Source organism: Sedimenticola selenatireducens DSM 17993 (genome assembly GCF_000428045.1).
Lineage (GTDB): Bacteria > Pseudomonadota > Gammaproteobacteria > Chromatiales > Chromatiaceae > Sedimenticola > Sedimenticola selenatireducens.
The window spans coordinates 1-25,671 of the sequence record NZ_KE386616.1 but is presented as its reverse complement, the minus strand read 5'-3'; the positions used below and the strand labels follow the sequence as shown (position 1 = coordinate 25,671).

Genomic DNA, 25,671 nt, shown 5'->3' with positions numbered 1-25,671 from the left:
CCGTTGTTAAAGATGCGGTCCACATCAGAGGCGAAGGTGCTTTGCCCATTTTTGCAGTACTCCTGAAAAGTAATGAAACCTCTGCGGGATCTGTATATGCAGAGCCCTGTAGCTTGTCTTACAGATTGTCAAGCATCTTTCTAAGCTTTCCCTGGACCTGTTCAGCGATAACCGTGAGTGCCGGGTTTCCAACCGTGCCCATCGATGCCACGGGATCGATAGCCGAAACTTCGACCTTGCCATCCGCTTGCTCTTGAATAACGACATTGCACGGTAGCATAGTGCCGATTTTTTCCTCCAATTTGAGTGCCTCGTAGGCAAGTGAAGGATTGCATGCACCTAAGATCCTGTACCCTTTAAAATCCACATTTATCTTTTTCTTCAGGGTTTCCTGGACATCTATTTCCGTCAGTATGCCAAAGCCTTCATTCTTCAATGCTTGCGTAACCGTAGCGATAGCATCATCAAACGGGCGTTGAATGGCTTTACTTAAGTGGTAGCTCATGGACTGATTTCCTTTAACCGTATTTGCGTGAGGATTACATTGGCAATAGTCTTGTTAACTGACAACATCACATGACCGCGACAGTTCCTTGTGGCGGTAAAAAGATGGCGGATCTGTTTTCAAGATTATGCTGTATGACGTTCGTCTTTCGATTTGCCCAACAACTTATCCCGTAGAATAATTTGCGTATCGCTATATGCGTCGACCTTGAATAAACCGCAACAGGACCACAACAACCGCGAGGACCAGGAGGATATGAATAAATCCGCCCATCGTGTACGACGAAACCAAACCAAAGGCCCAGAGGACAATAAGGATGATCGCAATAGTTTCCAACATTTTTATTTCTCCTGATATTTGGGGTCTTCTGGCGCGGAAACACTCCTCTCATCGTAAATCAGGCGTGCGCAACTAACGAAGCGTCACAGCCACGACGAGCGGCAACCCTCATGCTTTCAGCGATTACTTCGGCATGATTCACGCCATCGCACGTCGCCAGGGTGAAGACTGCAAGCATACTGGCTTCGATGCCAAATACTAAGAGAGAAACACCCTCGCCGTCTGTCTGCTGGCGTACATAACAAACCCTCACGTTGCTACCTGCTACCCGGTCGCACCTGTGCGCTATCGCACATACACGCACTTGATGAGCTATACAATGCTGTTCAACAATCAATATCAGACTCTATCCAGTAGGTCAGATTGCATGAACGATTCGCACAGTCCTTGCCAGAACCACCTGCTCGCCGCTCTGCCATCTGAGGATTATCAGCGTCTGTCACGTTCCTTTAATTGTTGCCGATGCCGCTCTGGTAGGTGCTTTACGAGTCCGGCAACGAGTTGCGACACGTCTACTTCACCACTACTTCTATCATCTCACTGCTCTACGTCATGCTCGACGACGCACACGAAACAAGTTGCTTATGTTCGCTAGCGCCCAGACGTGCCCCGGGGTTATGACCCATAGTGGCTAATACACGGCCTCCGGTTTCAGCCGACAAAATGGGGGCTAAATCCAATATCGGAACCGCGCACTGCGCTTCCGACCAAAGGTCAATCCTTATGTCGCCGTCTAACAAATCCATCCCGTCTACCAACCGTCTGCTCGCAGCCCTGCCACGCAAACAATGTGAGCGTTTTGTGTCTGCCTGTGAACCTGTTGAGCTGGTATTTGGTGAGGTCCTGAGCGAGCCCGGCGAACGCATTCGCCACATTTACTTTCCCACAGAAAGCTTCATTTCCCTGATAATGCCGATTAATAACCACGCCAATTTGGAAGTTGGATTGGCTGGAAATGAGGGTATGCTAGGAATTTCACTCATATTGGGCGTAGAGGTGTCGCCGCTGCGTGCCGTGGTACAGGGCGCAGGGGCTGCATTGCGCATCAAAGCCTCGTCATTCCGGCGTGAAATCGACCAGAGCCCTGCGCTGCAACGGGAATTGAAGAATTACCTTTATGTGACGCTCGGCCAACTCGCCCAAACTGCCGCCTGCACCCACTTCCATGTCGTGGAGGCGCGTCTCGCCCGCTGGCTGCTGATGACGCAGGACCGCGCACACTCGGATGCATTTCATATCACCCACGAATTCCTGGCTTACATGCTGGGGGTGCGCCGTGTCGGTGTCACCAAAGCGGCCTCTTCACTGCAGAATCGCAAACTGATTCACTATAGCCGTGGGGATATCACGGTGCTTGACCGCGATGGTCTGGAGGCGGCTTCCTGCGACTGTTATGCAGCCGATAAAGCGACCTACACCAGGATTATGGTTAAAGGTAAGACAATTGGATTAACCAAGCCATGAGTGATCTCACAACCAACCACAATTCAGGGGCTGGGTGTTGCATTACAGGCTGAACCCCTGCTCCCATCTGCTTACCGGTACACTGTATTCATTCGGCAGTACCCCGGATCTTCCAAAATTTTGAGTACGCCGTGAATTTTCAACGCTGATCTATCTGACACAACGAAGTCATTCTGTCCGTTATATTTATCAGTGAAGAAATGACAGCGGTTCAAGCAGTCTGCGACAGCCCGGGTATCAGCAGGACTAAACCTTCCGAGGCCGTTTCAGGATCACCCTCTAAGCCTCCATGTCCCGATTGAGGTAGGCAAAGGTCGATCCCCAGAGATAGAGGCGGAAGCACCGGTACTGCTCCTCGCCCCAACGATGGATGATGTCATCCCACGGGGCGTCCAGACGCTCGGACTAGGCCTTGCAGGTGAGATAGTAACTTGCGTCGATCATTATACACCGCCAACACCTCCAGCGGAGTCTTGACCACTGTGGCGAGAAAGCAGCCAGGCGTTCAAGCGCATCGGAAGCCGCTTGACCCAGTCGATGCGGAAGGCACCATCTCTCCCGCCCGCAAGCCCCACCTGGAGCTGGCCGGCCTCGACGGGAGTGGCTGTAATGTGAAACACTGTGCTGGTGATATCGTTCATGCAAAGCAACCGTTTGCCTGAATCAATGGGGTAAGCGGCAAATCTTTATATGCTATTTTTTCGCGCTCTCTTGAAGGCGCTCGCTCTGCTCCTCCACCGCATCCTTGGCATTGCCATAGCCCTCCTGTAGTTTGCCTGATAACTCGACACGTTTTCCGTCAACTTCATCAAGCTGATTGCCAGTGAGTTTACCCCACTGTGCTTTCACTTTGCCCTTGAACTGCTTCCAACTGCCTTCAATGCTATCGCGATTCATTTCAAACTCCTGTTCTGTAATCAAGTTACAAGCCTAATCATTTGAGTAGACTGGGTCTGTTTGCTACCGAACATAGCCAAGAATATACCGGCAAGATCGTTTGTTTGAGTCAATCCACCAGGGCTGATGCGGATTCAACCCTCACTCCGGGGAGGCTATGAAAACAGGTGAACCTACTGCTACTGGCGATTAATCATGTTTATCAGGTCGCCGACAAATATCTCCAATGGGTCAGATAGACCACAAATCATCCGGTTACTATACTCAAGGGTAGATTCAGCGGTCAGAACAGAGAGGTGCTGCCATGTTTGTGGAAAATCTGTTGGCGGAAAAAGATGGCCAGATCTGGTCCATCACACCGGATGCAACAGTCTATGAAGCACTGGTGCTGATGGATCAGAAGGATATCGGCGCCCTGCTGGTGATGCAGGGGAACAAGCTGATCGGCATTCTTTCGGAGCGGGACTACGCGCGCAAGATCATTATCAAGGGCAAATCATCCAAGGAGACTCTGGTCAAGGAAGTGATGACTACCGAGGTCTGTTATGTGGACAAAAAGAAACGCATGGATGAGTGTCTGGCCATCATGTCAGACAAACGGATACGCCATCTGCCGGTCATGGAAAACAACCAGCTGATCGGACTGGTCAGTATCGGTGACGTGGTCAAAAGCATCATCAGTGAACAGGAGATTGTTATCGACGACCTGTACAACTACATCAACGGGGTCTATTACTCGCCACACTGATCGTTGGCTGCAGAGACCGGAAAAATTACCCGAAAGGCCGCACCGGGCTGTTGATTGATCACATCCACCCGGCCACCCATGGCCATGGCAAGCTGACTGACCAGGGCCAGGCCGATACCGGTACCGATGGTTTCACGGGTGAGTTCATTCTCCGAGCGATAGAACAGGCGGAATATCTTTTTCATCTGGTCCCGGGGCACTCCGGGACCATAATCCCTTACTGTAAACACCAGTTGATTTCCCCGCTCCAGAGTGGCCGTGATATCGATTCGCCTGATCTCCGCCCGGGCGGAAAACTTCAGCGCATTGTCCACCAGATTAATCATGATCTGGCTGAAACTGTCACCATCCAGCATTAGCACGGTCTTCGCTGCCACCTCACCGGCCCGCAGGTTGAGTTCGAATCCCGCCCGCTCCACCGCTGAGCCAATTTTTGAACGGATACCGTCCAACAGTTCTGTCACACCGACCGGTTTACACTCCACTACCAATCCGTTACGGGTCATGCGGGCCAGCTGCAGCACATTGTTGATCAGGCGGGTGAGGCGTTCACTCTCATCATGGATATAGTCATAATAACTGCGTTTTTTCTCCTCGCTGGCCCACCCCTCCCGCAACATCTCGCCATACATGCGAATCGAGGTGAGGGGGGTCTTCAGTTCATGACTGATGGCGGAGACAAAATCCTGCTGCTGCCGCGCCAGTTCAATCTGCCGCAGACCCAGCCGGTACAGCAGATAGAATCCACCGCACAGCACCAGTATCAGGGTGATTGCCACCCAGAGAACAAGCCGGCCACCGGGACCCGCCGGCAACTGCCTGACGCTGTAGATCAGCTCCATCTCACTCAACGGGGCAGCAAGACGATTGCGGTAGAGCAGCGCTCCGGACAGCTCCGTGGCGCGACTCTGATAACTCTTCGGACTCTTTCCACTGAAAGTACTGAACAGATCCCCCCGATAGGCAAGGGTCAGCTCACTCATGCCGGACAGGGCCGTCTCCCGGAACAGGTCCGCAATGGTGGCCTGCAGAAACGGTTGCTGCTCGATCAGCAGGCCCTGGATAAAGCGGCGGCCATCACGCCACACCTTGCGAAACAGCACCAGGTGGCCGCTGTCCAGCAGGCTGAATTCAAACGGGTCCAGTTCACTCTCAAAGGTGTGGATACGCACCCCGCCCTGACTTGTCAGTGGCTCACCTGCATCCGTTTCGTTCTCGGCCATGATCGACGCAGGCGCGGGCAGCACACTGCGCTCCTTCCTGATACTGCGCTGCTCGTTCTGTTGCAGCTTCTGCGCCGGCGAGGCTGCCGCCTGTTCCTCGGCAAGCCGTGATTCAAAGCGTCGGTCAAGCTTCAGATCCTCCACCCTGCCGAGTAGTTTGCTATCGCTGGATTTTTTCTCCAGTTGACGTTTGGCATCGGCCTGATTGAGCTGGTCAAATGCCGCCTGAGGCTGGTTGGCACTGTCCAATTCCATGGTTGAGTCGATCCGCGCACCCTTACCGGAACTGGACAGGCCAGCGGTGGATTCACGCCGGGGCGATTCATCCAGCCTCTGTTTGAGCCTATCCCTGTCGCGCCCGCTCCCACTGCTCTGGACCAATCGGTTCTCACTGAGGATCTGCTGCAACCGGACATGCAGCGCCAAGCGCTGGTTCAGCTCATCATCGGCAATGCCGTAGCGAACAGCCTGATCCTGTGGGGCGGGCAACAACGGACTGCTGAAACGCCCCGTATCATCCACCTGAAAATAACCGATAACACCAGGCACGGATGTATTGACCGGATAGCTGGACAACACGGACCTCTGCACAAAACCGGCAGTCGCTTCCCCCGCCACCACCAGAAAAGCGTAGTCGGTAAAAGCGCGCTTCTCTTCTTCGGTTATCAACCGCATCAACCGGTCATTGATTCGCGTACTCAACTCCTCCGCCTGCACCCGGTACTGGTGAAAGGCCTCCCACTTCAGCTGGCTGTAAGATTGCTGAATCAGCACTCCGGAAGGGATTAGTAACGTCAGGAAGAACAGCAGCAACCAGCGCCGCAATTGAGACGGCCCAAGACCGACAAGCCGCTGTCCATGAGCCATATCTAATCCACCAGCAACCGGTAACCCGCACCACGCACCGTCACCAGGTAACGTGGATTGGCGGCATCCGGTTCGATTTTTCGCCGCAGTTTGGCGATATGAATATCCACCGTACGGGTTTCCAGATCGAGGTTTTTGGCATAGCCCCATACCCGGGTCAGCAATTCATCGCGGGAGACCGGCCGATCGGCGTTGGCATGCAGATACTGCAGCAGCTCCATCTCTCGCCGGGTAAAGGTGTGTTCCTCCTCACCGCAGCAACCGGAGAGATTGCGGCAATCCAGCTCCACCCCATCACCCAAACGGATACACTGCTCCTGCGCCACGCCGATACGTGAACGACGCAGCACCGCCTGCACCCGCAGCACCAACTGGGCCACGGAGAACGGCTTGGCCACATAATCGTCCGCCCCCAGGGAGAGCCCCTGGATCACATCCTCATCACCACTCTTGGCAGTCAGCATGATGATCGGCTGCTCCCGGTCCTGCGCTCTTATCCGCGCACAGATATCGAAGCCATTGATACCGGGCAGCATCACATCCAGCAGGACCAGATCATACTGACCACTCAACGCCAGCCTCAGCCCTTCCCGGCCATCATCGACAGATTCCACCGCATAACCGTGAAACACAAACAGGTCCACCAGGCCCGTGCGTATGGCTATCTCGTCTTCCACTATCAACAGGCGAATATTGCGTGACATGTCCTCTCTGACTCACTGCAATGGTATTCGAAACTGGACAAAAGCCTACCAGTTTAAGCCCTCGACGACATGTAAAACTTTTGTAAACCAGAGACGGATCATTTTACAAAACCCCGTCTACAACCGATCGGTGCTGTATCCCACACTGTAGCCACGCAATCACCAAAACAACTATCGGGAGATGGACCATGGCACTGATCAACCGGCTAACACGACTCTTTCGTGCCGACATGCACGCGGTACTCGACCGCATTGAAGAACCGGATCTGCTGCTCAAACAGGCGATCCGGGAAATGGAAGCGGCTTTCGCCGGCGATGAACAGCGAAGTCGGCTGCTGAAACACGAACTCACCCAACTCAGCGACCGGTTGCAGACTTGTCACAACAAGCTGGCCGGCATGGATGAGGAACTGGACATCTGCTTTCAGTCGGACCAGGAGGAACTGACTAAAAATCTGATTCGAAAAAAGCTCGAGCTGGTGCGGTTCACTGACCAACTGGAGCTTCGCCGTAACAGCCTGCAACAGACCCTGGTCGACCTGACACAGCGCCTGAATGAAAACCGCACCCAACTGGAGAGTCTGCGGCAGAAGGCACAACTGCTGGCTGTCGACTCTTCCGACAGCAGCGAGAGCGATGTTCGCGAACCCGCTGCTATCCACATTGACGAGGCGGATGTGGAGATCGCCTTTCTGCGGGAAAAACAGCGCAGGAGCAGATCATGAAACGGCCCACATTTCTCGAAGGGGTGGGAGTCGCCCTGGCGGCCAGCCTGACCGGTTCGATCCTGTTTAGTGCCTTATCACCCACCATGCAGAACCTGCCTCTGTTGAAGCTGCTGATCGCCGGGCTCGGCCTTGCCTACACCCTGTATCTGTTCAGACGTAGCCGGGAACGGCTTGGCCGGATAGTCACCGGCACGGTGTGGCTGATCAGTGCGGCGGTTATCTGGCTGCTGGACCCGCCGCTCACGCTCCATTTGCTGCTGCATATCGGACTCATCTGGCTGATCCGTTCACTCTATTTCTACAGCAGCCTGGTCTCCGCACTTGCCGACCTGGGCCTGAGTGGTCTGGGCCTGGCGGCGGCCATCTGGGCAGCCGTGCATACCGGCAGCCTGCTGCTCAGTATCTGGTGCTTTTTTCTGCTCCAGGCCCTGTTCAGCACCATTCCGGCGGATCTAAAAAAGCGTTCCGGCATAGCCAAAAAAACACAGGAAACAGCTGACCCTTTCCAACAGGCCGAGCGTGCGGCCGAAGCCGCCCTGCGGCGGCTCTCCTCAATTCATTAGTACCCAAGGAGCAGAATCATGAAATCAAAAATCATCGCCATCTCACTGTTCACCGCCACTGCGGGCGCCATTGCCCTCTACCCGGCCTACCAGAGTATCGGCGCAGTGACACCCCTCGCCATTCAGCCGATTCAACCGCACGCAATCGAGCAGATCTCTCGGGAACGTCAGCGCATCGAGGTGGTATTCGCGCTGGACACCACCGGCAGCATGGGCGGCATGATCGAGGCGGCCAAGGAGAAGATCTGGTCCATTGCCAGCTCCATGGCCTCGGCCGAGTCGGCCCCGGAAATCCGCATGGGACTGGTGGCCTATCGCGATCGTGGCGACAGTTATGTCACCCGGGTGCTGGACCTGTCAGGTGACCTGGACAGCATGTACGCAGCACTGATGGAATTCCAGGCAGCCGGTGGTGGCGATGGCCCGGAGAGTGTCAACCAGGCGCTCAGCGATGCGGTGAACCGGATCTCCTGGAGCCAGGATGACAACAGCTACAAAGTGGTGTTCCTGGTGGGCGATGCACCGCCCCATATGGATTATCCGAATGAGGTGAAATATCCCGAGACCATCAACCGGGCAAAACAACGTGGCATCGTCATCAATACCATCCAGTGTGGTGATGACCGCACCACCCAGCGCAACTGGAACCGGATTGCCCAGCTGGGCAGCGGCAGTTATTTCCAGGTCGAACAGACCGGTAGTGCCCTGGCCATCTCCACCCCCTTCGATGAACAGATTGCCAAGTTGTCTGAAAAACTGGATCAGACACGACTCTATTACGGCAGCGAGGAGGAGAAGCAGGTGCAGCGGAAAAAGCTCGCCGCCACCGAAAAGCTGCATGCGGATGCCTCCGTCGAGTCCCGCGCTCGCCGCGCCACCTTTAACGCCTCCAAGAGTGGAAAAGCGAATTTTCTAGGTAAGGGTGAACTGGTTGACGACATTGCCAGCGGCCGGGTCGATATCTCGACTATTGAACGGGAAAAACTCCCCGCGCCGATGCAGGCGATGGCGCCAGCGGAGCAGCAGGCATTGATCGACCAGAAGGCGGCAACACGTAAATCACTGGAGCGGCAGATCGATGAACTGGCCGGGCAGCGTGCCGACTTCATCAAACAGCGAGTGGAAGCACGTGGTGACGCCGAGGCCTCGCTGGACTACAAGCTCTACAGCACAGTGAAGGAGCAGGCAGGCAAGAAAGGATTGCATTACGAGGCCGATGCACCGGCCTATTGAGCACCATCCCCCGGGCACGCTCGCGTGGCCCGGGGTCGGCTGGCCTGGCATGGGTCAGGATTACTCCCGATCGGCCAGATCCAGCTCCGGCTCCCGAGTTGGTTCCGACGCTGGCTCCACCGTCGGGTCCACATCCGGATGCATCTCCAGCACCACCGGCGAGGTGCGCACCAGGGGTACATATTCGGTCTGTTCTTCGACCGGAAGCGCGGAGCGCCGGGACATGCGATAGAGCCCGAACAGTGCCAGTGTGGCAGTGGTGGTTGCCGACACTACCGGCAAGCCGACCGGCCCGATCAAATCCATGGCGATACCCACCAGCAGCGGTCCGCACAGGGCGCCGACACCGTAGATCAGCAGCAGACCCCGAGTCGCCTCCAGTGCATGCCCCGGTTCCATATGATCATAGGAGTAGGCCACGCTGATACCGTACAGCGAGAACATCAGCCCGCCGTGCAGGAAGGCGGAAACGATCAGTCCCGGGTAGTCCCTGATCACGATAAGCGCGGTGATCGCGGCCACGGCCGCCGTGCAGAAGCTGGTCAGGATCAGGACGGTCCGTCGATCCATCCGGTCGGAGAGATGGCCGATCGGCCACTGCAGGATGGCGCCACCAAAAATGGTGGCGCTCATCAGCATCGCGATCTGCCCGTCCCCCAGCTCCAGCCGTTGACCAAATACCGGCGTCATACCCCAGAAGGCGCCATTCACCAGGCCCGCACTCAGTGCCCCGATAAAGCCGAAAGGTGTCGCCCGTATCAGTTCGGTAAATTTTGCCGACACTTCATTTTCAATTCGCGGTTCGTGTATCCGGGTCACGGCGACCGGCACCACACCGAGAGATATCAGAATAGCCGCCAGGGCAAACAGTGTCAGTTCCGATGTATCGCCTGCCAACAGCAGAGACTGGCCGGCTCCCAGCGCCACCAGGGTACTCATCATGTAGATCGAGAATATCCGTCCACGGGCGGGGCCGGCACTCTGTTCATTGAGCCAGCTCTCAACCACCATATAGAGTCCGACCACGCAAAGGCCACTGAACATGCGCAACAGCAGCCATACCCAGGGATGCACCAGCAACCCGAACGCCAGACTTGCTGACGCGCCGACAGCCGCAAAGGCGGCAAACGAGCGGATATGGCCGACATTGCGAATCACCCGGGGAACCAGCAGCGTCCCGGCGATATAACCGGCATAATAGCCGCCCATAATCAGACCGATATCGATATTGCTGAATTCAGCAAGCGTGGCCCGTACACCCAGCAGTGTACCCAGCAGCCCCACCCCTACCAGCAGCAGGCCCAGTCCACTCAGCAGTATCAGAATTGTTGGTGTCATGATGGACCCTTTTGGCTGGCAATGGACGAAAGCATAAGCGAAACAGTGACACATTGCATGGCGAACAAAATCCTTGCTGATTACCCATCTTACTCAGCCATATAGGGAAAAAAAGCATGAAAGCGAATGATGGGTTATTGCAAATACCTCACCAGCGGATTCGGGGACGCCCGCATTATTGTCAGTGCGGCCAATCCGCAGGGCGGATAAGCGACAACGCATCCACCGTGGCAACTGGTGGATACGCCTACCGGCTTATCCACCCTACAATCAACACCTTGGCGGTGACCTATATCACTGGACCTTTGCAATAGATGCTTCTCTGTTGCTATTCTGAACAGCCGGAAATCACTGCCGGGGCTTGGAATTACGCTTGTATGCTTACCAACGCAACTAATAGCACAAAACCACCTTCCGCCATCGGTCGTAGCGCCCCCTGGTGCCGTGCAATGGCCATGGCAAAGAAGATGGCGCCACTGCAGATGCCGGTTCTGATTACCGGCCAGAGTGGTGTCGGCAAAGAGGTGATCGCCCAGGTGCTGCACCATTGGAGCGAACGCGAGGGTAAAAGCTTTATCCCGTTGAACTGCGGGTTGTTGCAGGATCAGTTGCTGGAGAGTGAGCTGTTTGGCCATAGCAAGGGGGCATTTACCGGGGCAAGCCACGACCATGACGGCCTGTTTCATGCGGCCAATGACGGCACCCTGTTTCTGGATGAGATCGGCGAACTGACCGCCTCCTGTCAGTCCAAACTGCTGCGGGTACTGGAAACCGGCGAGTATCGCCCGCTGGGCAGCACCAAAATCCATCGCACCAACGCACGCATCATCGCCGCAACCCATCGCGATCTGGAGAAAATGATTTCTCAAGGGCGTTTCCGCCAGGACCTCTACTACCGGCTCAACGTGCTGACCATCGACATTCCGCCACTCAATCAGCGGGCCGAGGATATCCCACTGCTGGTGGACCATTTCCTTGAACAGCCGCTGGGCAATGCCCCCCGACCGACCATCACTCCCCGCGCCATGCAGCAGCTGATGGCGCATGACTGGCCGGGCAATGTGCGCGAACTGAAAAACACCATCGAACGGCTGCGGGTGCATTGTGAGGAGGAGATAAGTGCGGGCAGTATTGATTCGGTGTTGACACGCCCCCCCCAAAACACACAGGCGACCGGTAATTCCCTGGCACTATTCAATCGGATCGTCCCCCTGGCCAATCTGGAACAGGCCTATATCGAGTGGGTACTGAAACAGTGTGATGGCAATGTCAGCAAGGCGTCCAAGGCCCTGGGAGTCTCCCGTACCACGATCTACCGGATTATCAATTCGCCGGTCGACCAGCCTTGAGCAGAACCCGCACTGACCAAAAACCGTCCAGATATTGAACAGTCTGTCCAGATTTGCAAAGCAATTCTTAATAACCTGTTTTAAATAGGGAAAATATTGAACGCCCCTCTCAGCATGACCTGATTGTGTTCATATTCTGAACAGATTATCAGTTAGCCAAAAACGACGGCCGCTACCCTACCTTCTGTTACAACCGTATAAATTTCAATGCCTTACTATCATCTTTCGCTCTGTAGTCGGTTCTTGGCCCAGGATCTGCACTATATTGCACACATCCAGTCAAGTGACATGCAGTATTTCACGCAAATATAGCAACAAAGGCGAAGACGGAATGACCCTTCAACAGTCCTATATTGAAAGCGCAATGAACGCAGGCGACGAGATTCTCAGCCCGGCCCTCAGCCGGGGACTCGACGATCAGCTCGCCATTGTTGACGAACATGAATCCCTCACCTACCGGCAACTGAACCAGCGGGCAAACCAGTTTGGCAACGCCCTGCGATCACATGGGGTGCAGCCCGAAGAGCGGGTGATGTTCCTGCTGGAAGATTCGGCCGATATGGTGGCGGCCTATATCGGCACGATGCGCATTGGCGCGGTGGCCATCGCCTACAATCGCAAGGCCGTACAGCGTGACCTGATCTTCACCATTAACGAAAGCCTGGCCCAACTCCTGTTTATAGAGGCGGATTTCGTTGACACCGCCATTGAACTTATTCCCCAGATCCACCACCCGTTCAAACTGGTTGTACGCAATGGCGAGATGGATGGTCAACTCTCAACCCAGGCACTGTTGGCCAACAGCAGTCAGGAACTGGATTCAACCCCCATGTCCCCGGATGACATGGCCTTCTGGATCTATACATCGGGAACTACCGGAAAGCCCAAGGCAGCGGTCCATCTGCAGCATGACCTGATCGTCAGCGATCTGCATTTGCGGGAAAACCTGAAGGTTCAACCGGGTGAAAAGATCCTCTGCACCTCCAAGTTCTTTTTTGCCTACCCGCTGGCCCACGGAATGTTCGCCGGTCTGCGCTGTGGCGCCACCCTGATCCTGTTTGACGGCTGGCCAACCCCGGAGCGGACCGGAGCACTGGTCGAGAAACACCATCCGGACCTGCTGTTCAGTGTCCCGACCTTGTACCAAAAACTGCTGGACGACGGCGTGGCGGGCAGTCCTGCCTTCCGCACCATCCGCTGCTGCGTATCCGCCGGAGAGCAACTGCCCAAGACGCTGTATAACAATTGGCAACAGCTGACAGGAAAACCCATCTACGAGGGAATCGGCACCACCGAAACCCTGGTCCTGTATATCGTCAACAGTCCCGAAGCACACCGGCCAGGGGCCAGTGGACGCGTGGTCCCCTGGGCCGAGGTTCGCCTGATCAACGAGATTGGCGATCCGATCAATACACCCGATACCCCGGGGGTCGCCTGGCTGCGCATGCCCTCTATCTGCGACCGGTACTGGAACCGTCAGGATATGACCCGCCAGGCCTTCAATGGAGTATGGTATCGCACCGGCGATATCTTCAGTTTTGACGCCGAGGGGTGGTGGTACCATCAGGGTCGGGCTGACCACATGCTGAAGATATCCGGTCAGTGGGTAAGCCCCAGCGAGATCGAGTACTGCGCCCTGTCGGTTCCCAGCGTCAGCGAAGCGGCGGTGGTAGAGGCACCGCGCGACGACGGTCCGTCACGGATCGTGCTGTTTCTTCGACCCCAGCATGCCGGCGTGGATGAACAGGCGATGACCCAGCAGGTGCGTGAGGCACTGCGCAACCAGTTGGCCCATTTCAAATGTCCACAGGACGTACGCATTATCGATGAAGTGCCGAGGACAGCAACCGGCAAGATTCAAAAATACAAACTACAACAACTACTTGAAGAGACAACCCCGGCATCCTGATTTTTCATTGAGAGAACAGATCCGGAATTTTCTACTAATAGAGAGGAGAACAATAAAGATGCATATGAGAAAAGTGTTGCAGTCAACGTTTCTGGCCCTGACGTTATCCAGCTTGTCGGCCGTCGCGGCGGAGGTAGAACCGAAGATACACCACTTCCTGCCACCCCCATCCACCGCCCATTCGCAATTTATCCAGCCCTGGGCAGACAAGGTAATGAAAGAGTCCAATGGGCGCATCGACATCAAAATCTATCCGGCCATGCAACTGGGTGGCAAGCCGCCACAGCTGTTTGACCAGGTGCGCGACGGTGTAGCCGATATTGTCTGGACAGTGCCCGGCTATACCCGTGGCCGCTTCCCGTTAACTGAAGTGTTCGAGCTGCCCTTCGTCGCGGGGACTGCCGAGGCAACCAGCCAGGCCTCCTGGGAGTTCTATCAGAAATACATGCAGGATGAGTATAAAGATGTTCATCCTATCCTGATCCACACCCACGCGCCGGGTGAGTTCCACATGCGGGACAAGCCGATCAAGACTCTGGCCGACCTGCAGAACGCCAAGGTCAGAGCACCCACTCGCACCATCAACGAGGCGCTGAACATCCTGGGTGCCACACCGGTCGGCATGCCCGTTCCGGCGGTGCCCCAGGCCCTCTCCAAGGGCGTTGTGGATGGCGCCATGCTGCCTTACGAAGTGACCCTGCCACTGAAAGTACATGAGCTGGTCAAGTACCACACCGAGTTCGGTGGAGACCAGGGCATCTACACCACCGTATTCCTCTTCGGCATGAACAAGGCCAAATATGACAGCCTGCCGGCGGACCTGAAGCAGGTGATTGACAACAACTCCGGACTGGCACTGGCCAAGCAGATCGGTGCGATCTGGGACCAGGCAGACAACCCTGGCCGGGAAGCCGCAAAAAAAGCCGGTAACCAGTTCAACACCATTGAGGGTGAAGAGCTGGAGCGTTGGAAGCAGGCCTCGCAACCAGTGGTTGATAACTGGATCAAGGCCATGGACGAGCAAGGTCTCAATGGCCAGCAGATGTATGAGGATGCCAAGGCCCTGGTGACCAAGTACAGTCAATAAGATTCGGCATGACCGTTATCCGGGATTATGACTAAGCAATCTGATAACAAGTCCCGGCCCTTACTGGGCCGGGCGGTGCACACCCTCAGCAACCTGTTCGCCAGCGGTGGCGGACTGGTATTGCTGGGGCTAGCACTAATGACGGTGGCCAGTATTGTTGGCCGTTTCCTCTTCAGCCTGCCGGTACCGGGGGATTTCGAGCTGGTCGAGATCGGCTGCTCCATCGCGGTCTTCGCCTTCCTTCCCTACTGCCAGCTGCACAGTGGCAACGTGGTGGTGGATTTCTTCACGCTGCGAGCCAATGCCAGCACCCGTAACCGCATGGATAGCTTCTGCAGCCTGATCTATGGCCTGATCGCCGCCCTGCTGACCTGGCGCGTGACACTGGGCGGCTACGACATGTACCAGTATGGGGAACAGACCATGATCCTCGGACTGCCCCGCTGGTGGGGATTCATCCCCATTGTCGCCTCCCTCGCCCTGCTCACCCTGGTCTGCTTCTACACCTGCGGCCGTCAATGGAGTAATAAAAAGTTATGAGTGGCATCGCTATTGGAGCCCTGATGTTTGCTGTACTGCTACTACTGATTGCCTTGCGCATCTCAATTGGTGTAGCGATGCTGCTGGTAGGCATGATCGGCTATGTCGCACTTTCCGGCTGGTCACCGCTGATCAGTTATCTCAAGACCGCCGCCTATTGGCGTTTCAGCACCTACGACCTGTCGGTGGTACCGCTGTTTCTGCTGATGGGCCAGTTCGCCAGTAAGGCCGGCCTCAGTCGGGCCCTTTTCCACACTGCCAGTGTCTGGATGGGGCATCGGCGCGGTGGCATTGCCATGGCGGCAATCGGCGGTTGCGCCGGTTTCGGCGCCATCTGCGGTTCGTCACTGGCCACCGCGGCCACCATCGGCCAGGTGGCACTTCCTGAACTCAAGCGCCACGGTTACTCCGGCAGCCTGGCCACCGGCGCACTGGCGGCCGGCGGCACCCTGGGCATTCTGATCCCACCCTCGGTGATACTGGTTATTTACGCCATCCTCACCGAAGGCAATATCGCCACCATGTTTCAGGCCGCCTTCATCCCCGGATTTCTCGCGGCATTTGGTTACCTGATCGCCATCTCGGTCTATGTGCGACTGAAGCCGGATTCAGGTCCCGCCGGACCGGCAACCAGCTGGCGGGAAAAGTTCTCCAGCCTGGGTGATGTCTGGGCCGTTACGACCATCTTCCTGGTGGTGATCGGCGGTATCTATGCCGGCGCCTTCACGCCAACCGAAGGCGCGGCTGTCGGGGCAGTCTCTACCGGCCTGCTTGCACTGATTCACGGCCACCTGCGTTGGGACGGCCTGCGGGAGTGTCTGCTGGGAACAGCCAGCGCCACCGGCATGATCTTCCTGATCGTGTTTGGCGCCGACGTCTTCAACGCCTTTCTGGCGCTGACCCAGATGCCGGCGGAGGCAGCCAGCATGATTGGCCAAAGCAATCTTTCTCCCTACCTGGTGCTGGTTGTCATGCTGGTGCTCTATCTGATTTTCGGCTGCGTCATGGACTCTTTGTCGATGATTCTGCTGACCATCCCGATCTTCTGGCCGATCCTGATGGTGCTGGATTTTGGCATGAGTCCGGATGATCTGAAGATCTGGTTCGGTATCATCGCCCTGATCGTGGTGGAGGTGGGTCTGATCACACCCCCAGTGGGCATGAATGTATTTATTATCAATAAGATGGCCGTCAATGTGCCGATGATTGAGAGCTTCAAGGGGGTGCTGCCCTTCCTGATCTCGGATATCGTGCGGGTGGTGATACTGATCCTGTTCCCCTCCATCACACTGCTGCTGCCGAGACTGTTCAGTTAATCTGTCAATATCGGCGTCCTCGCCGCGACTGGGCCCGAGGCGAATCGCCTGCAGTGTGTCTCGGACTTCAAGGTCCTTGTGGGCGCGGCGTTCTCGCCGCGCCTTGGCCCGGGGACCAGCCTCCTGAAGCTAAATCAGAACTCCGACTTTACTGGTGGTGATCGATTATCGACAAGCGTCGACGCAGGCGGCGAACCTCATCCAGAAGATCCAGCGCCAGGGCGGCGCCGGCCAGGTTGATCCCCAGGTCGCGCTGCAGACGCTGCACCCGCATTACCCGGCTCAGGCAACTGCCGCTGAAGCGCCAGTGGCGCAGGTCATTGCCGTTCGGCTCGATGATGCCCTGTTCAACCAGCTCGACAATCCATTCCGCATGTACGCAACAGGCACGGCTCAACTCACCCAAGGTAAGCAGATGCTCTTCGTCCAGCAACAGGCCGGCCACGATGTCGTCTTCCCGTTTCATCTACACCCCCAGTCCGGCACGTGGATTGAATGCCAGCTCCTGTGCCATTTTTCGATACAGCGCATTCGCTTTTTCATTATCCGCCGGCGGCAGAGCGATCTGCAATATTGCATACAGATCACCGGGATTGCCACCGGGTATGCCACGCCCCTTCAGACGCAGCTTGCGGCCGCTGCCGGAGCCGGCCGGGACGGTCAGATCGATCACGCCAGCCGGAGTCGGCAGTTTCACCTTGGCTCCCAGCGCCGCCTCCCAGGGTGATACTGGCAAATCGATATAAAGGTCACGTCCGTCCACCCGGTAGAGGGAATGCGGCTTGAACTCGATTTCCAGATAAAGATCACCCGCCGCGCCCTGGCCAATGCCGGCGGTACCCTGTCCGGCCAGGCGGATCTGTTGCCCTTGACGCACGCCTTTTGGAATGCGCACATTGAGTGTGCGCTCACGAGTGACCACATGTCCGCGCGGGTCCAGTTCGGGGGCATGCAGGGTGATGGTACGGGTGGCCCCGTGGAAGGCGTCCTCCAGATCGATCAGTACCTTGGCGTGATGATCCTGCCCCGGCGCATGGAATCCACTGCTGCGACGTGTCGAGCGAAATGTGGAACCAAACCCCTGGCCAAACAGGGACTCGAAGAAGTCGCTGTACTCCGAGGCATCCCCTTCTGTGAAACCACCACCGCTGAATTCGAAACCGGCATCCCAGTCCGGCGGTGGACGAAAATCCTCTCCGGCTTTCCAGTTGGCACCCAATTGATCATAGGCGGCTCGTTTCTCCGGGTCCTTGAGTACCTCATAGGCCTCACCCACCTCTTTAAAACGCGCCTCGGCATTCTCCTCCTTGCTGACGTCCGGATGGTATTTCCTCGCCAGCCGGCGATAGGCGCGCTTGATCTCATCCTGGGTTGAGTCCTTGTTGACGCCCATGACCGCGTAATAATCTTTGTATTGCATGATCTACACCTGATACTGGCAACGTTGTTGTTTTATTAAATGGGGCCATGGCGATCCATTTTCCAGCATTCCAGACCGCAGGACGACAACTGGAAATCCGCTTCAACGGAGTAAAATCTTACTGACCGACTACTGCGGTAAACGCACCCATCAGCACAGTTTCCTGCTCTCCCGCCCCGCCTCATACTGGGGCAACTGGTCCGCAATATGGTCCCAGCGGGCCTTGGAACCGACGAAGACATGTGCATCGGGGTTGAGTTCCGGCGCATCCAGCAGGGTACCCAGGGTAAATTCGACAAACTCTCCCGAATCATTGGCCGGCGCAAAGGTCATGCTGGAACCGCAGTGGGAACAGAACCGCCGTACAGTGCCATTGGGTGCCCGATAACTCTTCAGCAGTTGCTCACCTTCCAGCCAGCGGAAATCCGCCGCCCTTGCCTCACCGAAAGTGGCAAACGCCGCCCCGTGGAACTGGCGACACATGGAACAGTGACAATGGGCCATGCGCGGCCCTATGGCATCTACCGCGTACTTTACCGCTCCGCAAAGGCACTGCCCCCGATAGGGAGATTCTATTCCGTGATCCATCTGTCACTCCTTTTCCCGGTAACAGGTCAGCTACACTTACCTATCATGCCCTGGTAACGCCGCGATCTTCCGATCGTACTCCTCCTGAGTGATTTCTCCTGCCTCGAGGCGGCGCTTGAGGGATTTTTCCAACTGCTCCCGACCGACCGGATTGCGACCCTTCATCCTGGCCCAACTGATACCCAGCGCAATACCGCCAATGGCGCTGCCCCAGAAAACCAGCATTGCCCAGAATCCGAATTCAGAAGTGTCCACGTGCCTCTCCAGAGGGTTGAGGGTCAAACAAGTTCCCGACAACTCATTTAATTCAGCCATATTCAGGAAAAAATATCAGCCGAAAATAACCACACATCATGTTATTTCACCAATGCCTCAGTCCCCGACCTGGAGGGTACCGATCCTTTTCGGGTATGAACCCATCCCTTTATATCATGCGCAGATAGTTGTCTTTAATCACTATTATAAGGGTTGAAAACCCCGCACCAGTGGTTAATTTGACCACATTCCCGCTACGACTATTTATCCAGCGCCTGGCGCCTAACTGGAGTCTAGACAAGGCGGCAACCGGGCAGCATCGGCGATTGAAGAAAGTTCGACAGACGCAGCGCCCCTCCTGCCGGGAAGTTCACCTTCATCGTTTTATTCTTGATAATACAGTAAGTTACTAGGTTATTTAGATATGGATTATTTGTTTCTTGTTTGATAGCCTTGGGTAAGTTTCTGCAAAATCATCGCACAAACACTTCAATAGAGGCCCGACCTTGGTGGTGTCAGACTGATGAAAACCCTGCTTCGTTTCCTCCTCATCGGCCTGGCCGCGCCCGCCCTGCTGGGTGGCTGTGCATCCCATAAAATCAAGACGCAGACGGTACAGCAGAAGGTCCACCAAAAAAAACTGCAGAGTGACCTCAGTAAGACCGAGCTGGCGCAAATCAACCGTCAATGGAATCTGTTCGTGACTTACAAGCCGGACAGTCTGCGGGATCACTGGCAATCCCCCACTGAAACCGTAGAGCTCAAAACCGGTGATTGTGAGGATATCAGCATTGCCAAGATGCTGGACCCTGCCATACGAAAATTGATCCCGACAGACCAGCTGAGACTGAGTTATGTCCACACCCCGGCGGGTGAACCCCACATGGTACTGATTATCGGAAGCGGCAAGGAAGCGCTGGTACTGGATAATCTGTTCGATGAGATCAGGACACTCAGCGAGTCCGGCTACCGCCCGGTCTATCAACTGGACGCCGCGGGACGCGTCTATCAGAACGACCGGCGGCTTGAAACCCATCCGAAATTCGAGAAGTTCGAGCTGATCCTCTCTGAGCTGAAACTCAGCGCTGCATATTAATCCCCTCTCTGAAAATTCGACCGGCGGGGCGCCATAACCCCGGACCGGCTTCATTCCTCTGAAGCGAAAATTCACAAAATAAGCATTTAGTTCACCGTCTTAACCGGCATTGTTGCTTATAATTGTGTCAGCAATAGCTGCCAATCACACAAGGATGAGATGAAAATATTAATACCCCATGTCCCCACTGCGATTACGCGGCAGGATCTTCTCTCCGTCGTTCAGGGCGCGGTAAAACCCAAGTGGTTCATGCCCTTCCGAAGCGGAGGCACGGTCGCCAAATGCAAGCTGGTGCGTATTCTCGACATGGATACCGGTGGTGTTGAGTTCCATGGGTTGGTCGATATTTATCCCGACAAGACGGCAGAGAAGACCATCAAGCGGCTCAATGGAACAACCATCAATGGGTACCGGCTCTCCGTGCGAAAGTGGGTAGATCGCACCCTGATGGCGGGCGGGACGAAAACACTCCCAGAGGGTCAGCCCAGTTGCAAACGCCGACGGCATCTCGAAATATCCATTACCTGAGCACACCTCAGGATGAACAACTCAGGCTGGTTCAGCTGGCTCGTTGGATTACGCTGCGCTAATCCAACCTTACTGTGCGAAAGTCGTGTAGGTCGCGTTAGCCGAAGGCGTAACCCGACAGGGGCTCATGATTGACATCCCAATATCCTACCATTATCGTTGGTTATTAACAGCCCACAAAACGTGGGCGTTTTTAAACCCCAGGAAGAGAGATGAAAATAACCATAATCAGCGGCAGCCATCGCAATCCCTCCCAGAGCATGAAGGTGGCCAGGCATATTCGCCAGGTTCTGCAGGATTCGGACTATTGCGATGCCGCGGAAATCTTCAGCCTCGCCGGCAATCCACTTCCGCTTTGGGACCAGCGTATCTGGGAGGATGACCCGGAGTGGGAAGAGATCCTGCAACCGATGCGCAGCCTGTTTGGCAGCAGTGATGCCTTTGTCGTGGTCTCACCCGAATGGCACGGCCAGGTTCCCGCCGGCCTGAAAAACCTGTTCCTGCTCTGTAGCAAAAACGAGGTGGGACACAAGCCGGCCCTGATCGTTACCGTATCATCGGGTGATGGCGGGGCCTATCCGGTGGCCGAGCTGCGCATGAGCAGCTATAAGAACAACCGCATCTGCTATATACCCGAGCAGATCATCGTGCGTCACGTGGAGGGGATACTGAACGAGGATCCGGCCGACAACAATACCGATGCAGACGCCTATTTTCGGGAACGCATTGCGTGGGCTCTGACACTGCTGGACCACTACGCCCTGGCGTTGAAACCGATTCGCGCCAGCGGCATCACCCAGCATAAAAAATTCAGCAACGGCATGTAGCCCAGACGATTCCCAGGGGAACTAACAATATGAGCAGTCCCGACAAATCTGCCGTCAGCAACTATCTGCAACAACTTCAGCAACAGATTTGCAGCGCCCTGGAAAAGAGCGATGGACGGGCCAAGTTCAAGACTGATGAGTGGACCCGGGACCCCCGGCATGGACTGGGCGGAGGCGGCATCACCCGGGTAATCAATAACGGCGGTGTGATCGAACAGGGCGGTGTCAACTTCTCTCATGTGGTGGGCGAAAGCCTGCCGCCCTCGGCCACCGCACATCGTCCTGAGCTGGCCGGGCGTGCATTCGAGGCGATGGGGCTGTCACTGGTGATTCATCCATGGAATCCCTACGTGCCCACTTCCCATGCCAATGTGCGCTTTTTTATCGCGGAGCGGGAAGATGAACCGCCGATCTGGTGGTTCGGCGGTGGCTTCGACCTGACACCTTATTACGGCAACGATGAGGATTGCCGACACTGGCACCGCGCCGCATTTGACGCCTGTAAGGGATATGGCGAGGACACTTATGACCGTTTCAAGCAGTGGTGTGATGATTACTTCTATCTGCGCCACCGAAATGAACCTCGCGGTATCGGCGGACTGTTTTTTGATGACCTGAACGAGTGGGGGTTCAACACCTGCTTCCGTTTCATGCAGAGTGTGGGCGACCACTACCTGCCGGCCTATCTGCCCATTATTGAAAGGCGCAAAGACCAGCCCTATACCGAACGACAGCGGGATTTCCAGCTCTATCGTCGCGGCCGTTATGTGGAGTTCAACCTGGTATTCGACCGGGGTACCCTGTTCGGCCTGCAGAGCGGCGGCAGGACCGAATCCATACTGATGTCCATGCCACCGCTGGTCAAATGGCGCTATGATTGGCACCCGGAGGCGGGCTCGGAAGAGGCGTTGCTCTATGAGCGGTACCTGAAACCCAGGAGCTGGCTGACGGAATAAACAACAGGGTGAATGTATGGACAAACAGTTTTGGCATGAACGCTGGGAGAACAACCAGATAGGTTTTCATCAGCAGGAGATCAACAGCTACCTGCAACTGTACTGGTCGCGACTGCAGTTACCCGCCGGCTCTACCGTCTTTGTGCCGCTGTGCGGAAAGAGCCGGGACATGCTCTGGCTGCTGGAGCAGGGTTACAAGGTACTGGGCATAGAGATCAGCCAGATTGCCGTGACCGACTTTTTCCAGGAGAACGGCCTCCATCCTGAAATCACTTCAGTAAACGGTATCGAGCACTGGTCCTGCGATGAACTGGAAATTCTTTGTGGCGATTTCTTTTCCTTGAATGTCCAGGATGTCGCACACTGCGACGCGGTCTATGATCGCGCCTCCCTGATCGCCATGCCCCCGGCCATGCGACCGGCCTACGCGAAAAAGTTACAGACCCTCTTTCCCACGCCCCGTCCCATCCTGCTGGTGACCATGGAGTATCCCCAGCACGAAATGGAAGGCCCGCCCTTCTCCGTTCATGTGGATGAAGTGCACAGCTTCTATTCCGGCCGCTATGAGATCAACAATATCCTGACCAGGGATATTCTTCAGGAGAGCCCGCGGTTTAAAAATAAAGGTGTAACAGCAATGAGTGAGCGGGTTTATCTGCTACGGCCATCAACAGGCTGAAAACAACCTCACTGCGCGCAGGAGCGTCTGCAGCGGTGACCTGCGCGCTACTGGCGACACCTTCGCGGCTAAAGCCGCTCCTACGATTCCTTATCAAATCAAATGCTGGATAATCAGTCGTCTTCTCGTCTGAGCGAAAGATAGAGATCCTCAGGATCACTGCAGTTCAGGGTGACGGTGATCGGCCGACAACAGACCTGGCAATCCTCGATATACTCCTGTTCGGGGACAGAACAGTCCAGCAGCAGCAGAAGGGGTTCCCCGCAATAGGGACAATTCACCGTACGTTGCTGAATCAGATCCATCTCAATACCCCCAGGTCTGCAGTGGCGAATGGCTAGATCGGCTCCACCACCACATCTGTCTTGACCGAATTGGCAATAAAACAGCATTCATGTGCTTGGTGATGCAGCGCCTCCAGTTGCGACGCCGTCGGTTTCCGTGCACCGCCAAAAACGATCGCCGGGCGCAACACCACCCGCAGCATCGCGCTCCTGCCGGCCGCATCCTTTCCCATCACTCCAACAGCCAAATCATCATAGGAATCAACCAGAAAGCCGTATTGGGCAGCCAGGGAGAGAAAAAAAAGCATATGGCAACTGGAGAGCGATGCGACAAACGCCTCCTCCGGGTCCACGTTGGCCTCGACCGACAGCGGAACCGGCACCACATGGGGCGATGACGAAGCGGGTATGGACAGCCCCCCATCAAACTCCCAGCGATGACCACGGCTGTATCGGTTATCCAGAAAATTTTCCTCGCCGCGTTCCCAGATCACCCGGGCGCTGTACTCGGACATCAGGTGCCTCCAACTTTACCGAATAGTTCAGCAGATAGTGTAGCGTATCAATCTGTATATGGTGCGCCCTTCAGAAACCAGCAAATAACCGACACCCTTCCTCACTTGGGTGCTGTGCGCTTGGCCGCCCAATAACGACTGATCATCGGCTTTACACTGATTCCATGTGCAAAAATGGACAGGGTTACCACAATGAGAGTGAGATGAATTAACTCCACCCCCAGTTCTTCAGGTAGACCGTGCTGGATAGCGTACATCAGGTAATAGAGTGAACCGATACCTCGCACACCGAACCACCCGACCAGTCCGCGAATTCTCCAGGGGGTACGGGTGCCAAGCAATCCCAGCAACACGCTCAACGGTCGCGCTATGACGAATACAAACAGGGCAAAAGCCAAGCCGCGCCAACTCCAGGAATCAAGAAACAGGGTGCCGCCGATAAGCAGAATTAGCACAAGTTCTGACAGTCGCTCCAGGTGTTCCTTGAATACCAGAGAGGCTTCGCTGACATGCTGAACCGGCTGATCATCATCGACCGATACCAGCTTGTTGTTCCGTGGTTTTTGATCAGGCTCATCGTGACTACCGGCAATTTTGAGTTCGGTTTGCCGCAATGCTACAGCGGCGGCAAATACGGCCAGAAAACCCCAGGCGTTCAGCAATATACTCAAACCGTACACCGTACCGATCAGACCCAGACCAATAAAGTCATCCCACAGAGCGGTTTCCGATTGATGACGCCGGAAATGTGCAATCAGACGCGCAAGCCCACTTCCCAACGCCACACCGACAGCAATAGCCGCTATCGTTGCCCAGAGCACATCGACCATAATCCAGCGCAGGCCAAAGTCACCCAGCTCATGCAGTCCCAACAGCCCCAAACCGAGCATAACAAACGGAAATGCGCTGCCATCGTTCATGCCTGCTTCACAAGTCAATGCAAAGCGAAGTCGATCGCGATCGCCGGGATGTCGAATCTGTACATCGGTGGCTAGAACCGGGTCAGTAGGCGCAATAATGGCTCCCAGCAGCACCGCAGCGCCAACAGATAGGCCGAGCAGATAGTGACCAAACAACGTGACCAGAGCAACTGTTATCGCCATGGAGAAAAATGCAAGTCGAATCGGATTTCGCCAGCGCGCATACGTCATAGGCACCGGCATTTTAACTCCAGCCGCAAATAATGAAATTAGTACGGCGATCTCAGTCAACAGCTCGAGCAGCCCCGACTGTTTCAGTGGATTGAAGTGAAAAAGCTCCAATCCTGTCGGTCCTGCAACAATCCCAATAGTCAGATAAATTATGGCTGAAGTGACAGGTAATCGCTTGATAACCGGTGCGGTCAAACCCATCGCGAGTAGCAATATGCCTACAAGCAGAAACCATGATGGGCTATCCATGAGCATATTTACGCGACCCTTTTAGAGGAAGGATAAAGTAAGTATCCCCCGGCAAAGCCGGGGGCTTTATCTGTGAGCCACTCGAAGCGGCCTGTATTACGGAGCCTGACGGCTCCTTGAGCCCCTCGAAGGGGCCACTACACCAAGTTCAGCTGATCAATCCTGCGATCTTCTGCTTCTTGGTGTCGGATGTAATCCCTGATTACTTTCTCATCCCTGCCCACCGTCGAGGCAAAGTAACCCCTAGCCCAGAAGTGCTGTCCCACATAATTTCTCTTTCGACCTTGATAGGTGCGGGCTATGTGGATTGCAC

The 25,671-nt window shown here is 55.6% G+C and carries 30 protein-coding genes; 16 read left to right on the top strand and 14 right to left on the bottom strand.

The features are described 5' to 3' along the window. Positions 1–118 precede the first annotated feature (118 nt). Both A3GO_RS0120210 and A3GO_RS26295 read right to left on the bottom strand, forming a co-directional pair. Positions 119–505, bottom strand: a complete 387-nt coding sequence (locus A3GO_RS0120210; RefSeq protein ID WP_029134935.1) for a DUF302 domain-containing protein — start codon at positions 503–505, stop codon at positions 119–121. 192 nt (positions 506–697) lie between these two features. Further along, positions 698–844: a lmo0937 family membrane protein gene (locus A3GO_RS26295; protein WP_157606890.1), complete on the bottom strand. Its 147-nt coding sequence runs from the start codon at positions 842–844 to the stop codon at positions 698–700. A 723-nt stretch (positions 845–1,567) separates the two neighbouring features. Here A3GO_RS26295 and A3GO_RS0120200 point away from each other — a divergent pair. Continuing rightward, positions 1,568–2,308 carry a Crp/Fnr family transcriptional regulator gene (locus A3GO_RS0120200; RefSeq protein WP_029134934.1) on the top strand — a complete coding sequence of 247 codons (741 nt, stop codon included), beginning with the start codon at positions 1,568–1,570 and terminating at the stop codon, positions 2,306–2,308. A 431-nt stretch (positions 2,309–2,739) separates the two neighbouring features. Beyond that, on the top strand, positions 2,740–2,970 hold the full coding sequence (locus A3GO_RS26290; RefSeq protein WP_157606889.1) for a hypothetical protein: 231 nt from the start codon (positions 2,740–2,742) through the stop codon (positions 2,968–2,970). Between the two features lie 31 nt (positions 2,971–3,001). Here A3GO_RS26290 and A3GO_RS0120190 read toward each other — a convergent pair whose 3' ends face one another. Further along, positions 3,002–3,205: a CsbD family protein gene (locus A3GO_RS0120190; protein WP_029134932.1), complete on the bottom strand. Its 204-nt coding sequence runs from the start codon at positions 3,203–3,205 to the stop codon at positions 3,002–3,004. A 304-nt stretch (positions 3,206–3,509) separates the two neighbouring features. Between A3GO_RS0120190 and A3GO_RS0120185 the strand changes: the two genes are divergently transcribed. Further along, a complete protein-coding gene (locus A3GO_RS0120185) occupies positions 3,510–3,953 on the top strand; it encodes a CBS domain-containing protein (RefSeq protein WP_029134931.1) in 444 nt (147 codons plus the stop codon). Here A3GO_RS0120185 and A3GO_RS0120180 read toward each other — a convergent pair. Together A3GO_RS0120180 and A3GO_RS0120175 are read right to left on the bottom strand one after the other, a co-directional pair. Further along, positions 3,938–6,043, bottom strand: a complete 2,106-nt coding sequence (locus tag A3GO_RS0120180; RefSeq protein ID WP_029134930.1) for a sensor histidine kinase — start codon at positions 6,041–6,043, stop codon at positions 3,938–3,940. The genes A3GO_RS0120185 and A3GO_RS0120180 overlap by 16 nt on opposite strands. 2 nt (positions 6,044–6,045) lie before the next feature. Next, on the bottom strand, positions 6,046–6,747 hold the full coding sequence (locus A3GO_RS0120175) for a response regulator transcription factor (RefSeq protein WP_029134929.1): 702 nt from the start codon (positions 6,745–6,747) through the stop codon (positions 6,046–6,048). 188 nt (positions 6,748–6,935) lie between these two features. Here A3GO_RS0120175 and A3GO_RS0120170 point away from each other — a divergent pair, with 188 nt between their 5' ends. From A3GO_RS0120170 to A3GO_RS0120160, 3 genes are read left to right on the top strand one after another with little or no spacing between them, the layout of a single operon-like run. Then, complete coding sequence (locus A3GO_RS0120170) at positions 6,936–7,472, top strand: PspA/IM30 family protein (protein ID WP_029134928.1); 537 nt, start codon at positions 6,936–6,938, stop codon at positions 7,470–7,472. Further along, positions 7,469–8,038: a hypothetical protein gene (locus A3GO_RS0120165; RefSeq protein WP_029134927.1), complete on the top strand. Its 570-nt coding sequence runs from the start codon at positions 7,469–7,471 to the stop codon at positions 8,036–8,038. The genes A3GO_RS0120170 and A3GO_RS0120165 overlap by 4 nt, the downstream gene beginning before the upstream one ends. 18 nt (positions 8,039–8,056) lie before the next feature. Next, on the top strand, positions 8,057–9,271 hold the full coding sequence (locus A3GO_RS0120160; protein ID WP_029134926.1) for a vWA domain-containing protein: 1,215 nt from the start codon (positions 8,057–8,059) through the stop codon (positions 9,269–9,271). Positions 9,272–9,331: 60 nt separating this feature from the next. Here the strand turns inward: A3GO_RS0120160 and A3GO_RS24820 are convergent, their stop codons facing one another. Then, on the bottom strand, positions 9,332–10,609 hold the full coding sequence (locus A3GO_RS24820; RefSeq protein WP_037376187.1) for an MFS transporter: 1,278 nt from the start codon (positions 10,607–10,609) through the stop codon (positions 9,332–9,334). A gap of 314 nt (positions 10,610–10,923) precedes the next feature. On the opposite strand from A3GO_RS24820, the gene A3GO_RS24815 reads away from it, so the two are divergent. The 5 genes from A3GO_RS24815 (at position 10,924) to A3GO_RS0120125 (ending at position 16,810) form a co-directional block, all read left to right on the top strand. Continuing rightward, on the top strand, positions 10,924–11,958 hold the full coding sequence (locus A3GO_RS24815) for a sigma-54 interaction domain-containing protein (protein WP_084610292.1): 1,035 nt from the start codon (positions 10,924–10,926) through the stop codon (positions 11,956–11,958). A gap of 331 nt (positions 11,959–12,289) precedes the next feature. Next, a complete protein-coding gene (locus A3GO_RS0120140; protein ID WP_029134925.1) occupies positions 12,290–13,867 on the top strand; it encodes a benzoate-CoA ligase family protein in 1,578 nt (525 codons plus the stop codon). 58 nt (positions 13,868–13,925) lie between these two features. Continuing rightward, positions 13,926–14,954 (top strand): TRAP transporter substrate-binding protein, encoded by a 1,029-nt coding sequence (locus tag A3GO_RS0120135; RefSeq protein WP_245621806.1) that lies wholly within the window; start codon positions 13,926–13,928, stop codon positions 14,952–14,954. Between the two features lie 27 nt (positions 14,955–14,981). Next, complete coding sequence (locus tag A3GO_RS24810) at positions 14,982–15,494, top strand: TRAP transporter small permease (protein WP_051302716.1); 513 nt, start codon at positions 14,982–14,984, stop codon at positions 15,492–15,494. Next, a complete protein-coding gene (locus tag A3GO_RS0120125) occupies positions 15,491–16,810 on the top strand; it encodes a TRAP transporter large permease (RefSeq protein WP_029134923.1) in 1,320 nt (439 codons plus the stop codon). The genes A3GO_RS24810 and A3GO_RS0120125 overlap by 4 nt, the downstream gene beginning before the upstream one ends. A 148-nt stretch (positions 16,811–16,958) precedes the next feature. Here A3GO_RS0120125 and A3GO_RS0120120 read toward each other — a convergent pair whose 3' ends face one another. From A3GO_RS0120120 to A3GO_RS0120105, 4 genes are all read right to left on the bottom strand, one after another. Next, entirely contained in the window at positions 16,959–17,276 is a 318-nt protein-coding gene (locus A3GO_RS0120120; protein ID WP_029134922.1) for a chaperone modulator CbpM, read from the bottom strand. Beyond that, the gene (locus A3GO_RS0120115) at positions 17,277–18,230 is read right to left on the bottom strand and encodes a DnaJ C-terminal domain-containing protein (RefSeq protein WP_029134921.1); all 954 of its coding nucleotides are present in this window, start codon (positions 18,228–18,230) and stop codon (positions 17,277–17,279) included. It lies immediately after the preceding gene. A gap of 150 nt (positions 18,231–18,380) precedes the next feature. After that, positions 18,381–18,818 (bottom strand): GFA family protein, encoded by a 438-nt coding sequence (locus A3GO_RS0120110; RefSeq protein ID WP_029134920.1) that lies wholly within the window; start codon positions 18,816–18,818, stop codon positions 18,381–18,383. A 36-nt stretch (positions 18,819–18,854) separates the two neighbouring features. Further along, positions 18,855–19,073, bottom strand: coding sequence for an SHOCT domain-containing protein (locus A3GO_RS0120105; protein WP_029134919.1), 219 nt, complete (start codon positions 19,071–19,073; stop codon positions 18,855–18,857). Between the two features lie 523 nt (positions 19,074–19,596). On the opposite strand from A3GO_RS0120105, the gene A3GO_RS25530 reads away from it, so the two are divergent. The 5 genes from A3GO_RS25530 (at position 19,597) to A3GO_RS0120080 (ending at position 23,159) form a co-directional block, all read left to right on the top strand. After that, positions 19,597–20,169 carry a transglutaminase-like cysteine peptidase gene (locus A3GO_RS25530; protein WP_029134918.1) on the top strand — a complete coding sequence of 191 codons (573 nt, stop codon included), beginning with the start codon at positions 19,597–19,599 and terminating at the stop codon, positions 20,167–20,169. 159 nt (positions 20,170–20,328) lie between these two features. Further along, entirely contained in the window at positions 20,329–20,697 is a 369-nt protein-coding gene (locus tag A3GO_RS0120095) for an RNA-binding protein (protein WP_029134917.1), read from the top strand. A gap of 212 nt (positions 20,698–20,909) precedes the next feature. After that, positions 20,910–21,524: an NADPH-dependent FMN reductase gene (locus A3GO_RS0120090; protein ID WP_029134916.1), complete on the top strand. Its 615-nt coding sequence runs from the start codon at positions 20,910–20,912 to the stop codon at positions 21,522–21,524. A gap of 29 nt (positions 21,525–21,553) precedes the next feature. Next, a complete protein-coding gene (gene hemF / locus A3GO_RS0120085) occupies positions 21,554–22,480 on the top strand; it encodes an oxygen-dependent coproporphyrinogen oxidase (protein ID WP_029134915.1) in 927 nt (308 codons plus the stop codon). A 16-nt stretch (positions 22,481–22,496) separates the two neighbouring features. Next, a complete protein-coding gene (locus A3GO_RS0120080) occupies positions 22,497–23,159 on the top strand; it encodes a thiopurine S-methyltransferase (protein WP_029134914.1) in 663 nt (220 codons plus the stop codon). 113 nt (positions 23,160–23,272) lie between these two features. On the opposite strand, the gene A3GO_RS0120075 is transcribed toward A3GO_RS0120080, so the two are convergent. The 4 genes from A3GO_RS0120075 to A3GO_RS24800 all read right to left on the bottom strand — a co-directional run. Then, positions 23,273–23,464, bottom strand: coding sequence for a CPXCG motif-containing cysteine-rich protein (locus A3GO_RS0120075; RefSeq protein ID WP_037376186.1), 192 nt, complete (start codon positions 23,462–23,464; stop codon positions 23,273–23,275). A 32-nt stretch (positions 23,465–23,496) separates the two neighbouring features. Next, complete coding sequence (locus A3GO_RS0120070; protein WP_029134912.1) at positions 23,497–23,958, bottom strand: OsmC family protein; 462 nt, start codon at positions 23,956–23,958, stop codon at positions 23,497–23,499. A gap of 101 nt (positions 23,959–24,059) precedes the next feature. Next, the gene (locus A3GO_RS0120065) at positions 24,060–25,358 is read right to left on the bottom strand and encodes a cation:proton antiporter (RefSeq protein WP_029134911.1); all 1,299 of its coding nucleotides are present in this window, start codon (positions 25,356–25,358) and stop codon (positions 24,060–24,062) included. A 137-nt stretch (positions 25,359–25,495) separates the two neighbouring features. After that, positions 25,496–25,671 (bottom strand): transposase (locus A3GO_RS24800; RefSeq protein ID WP_037376183.1); only part of this gene is annotated, 176 nt, incomplete at its 5' end.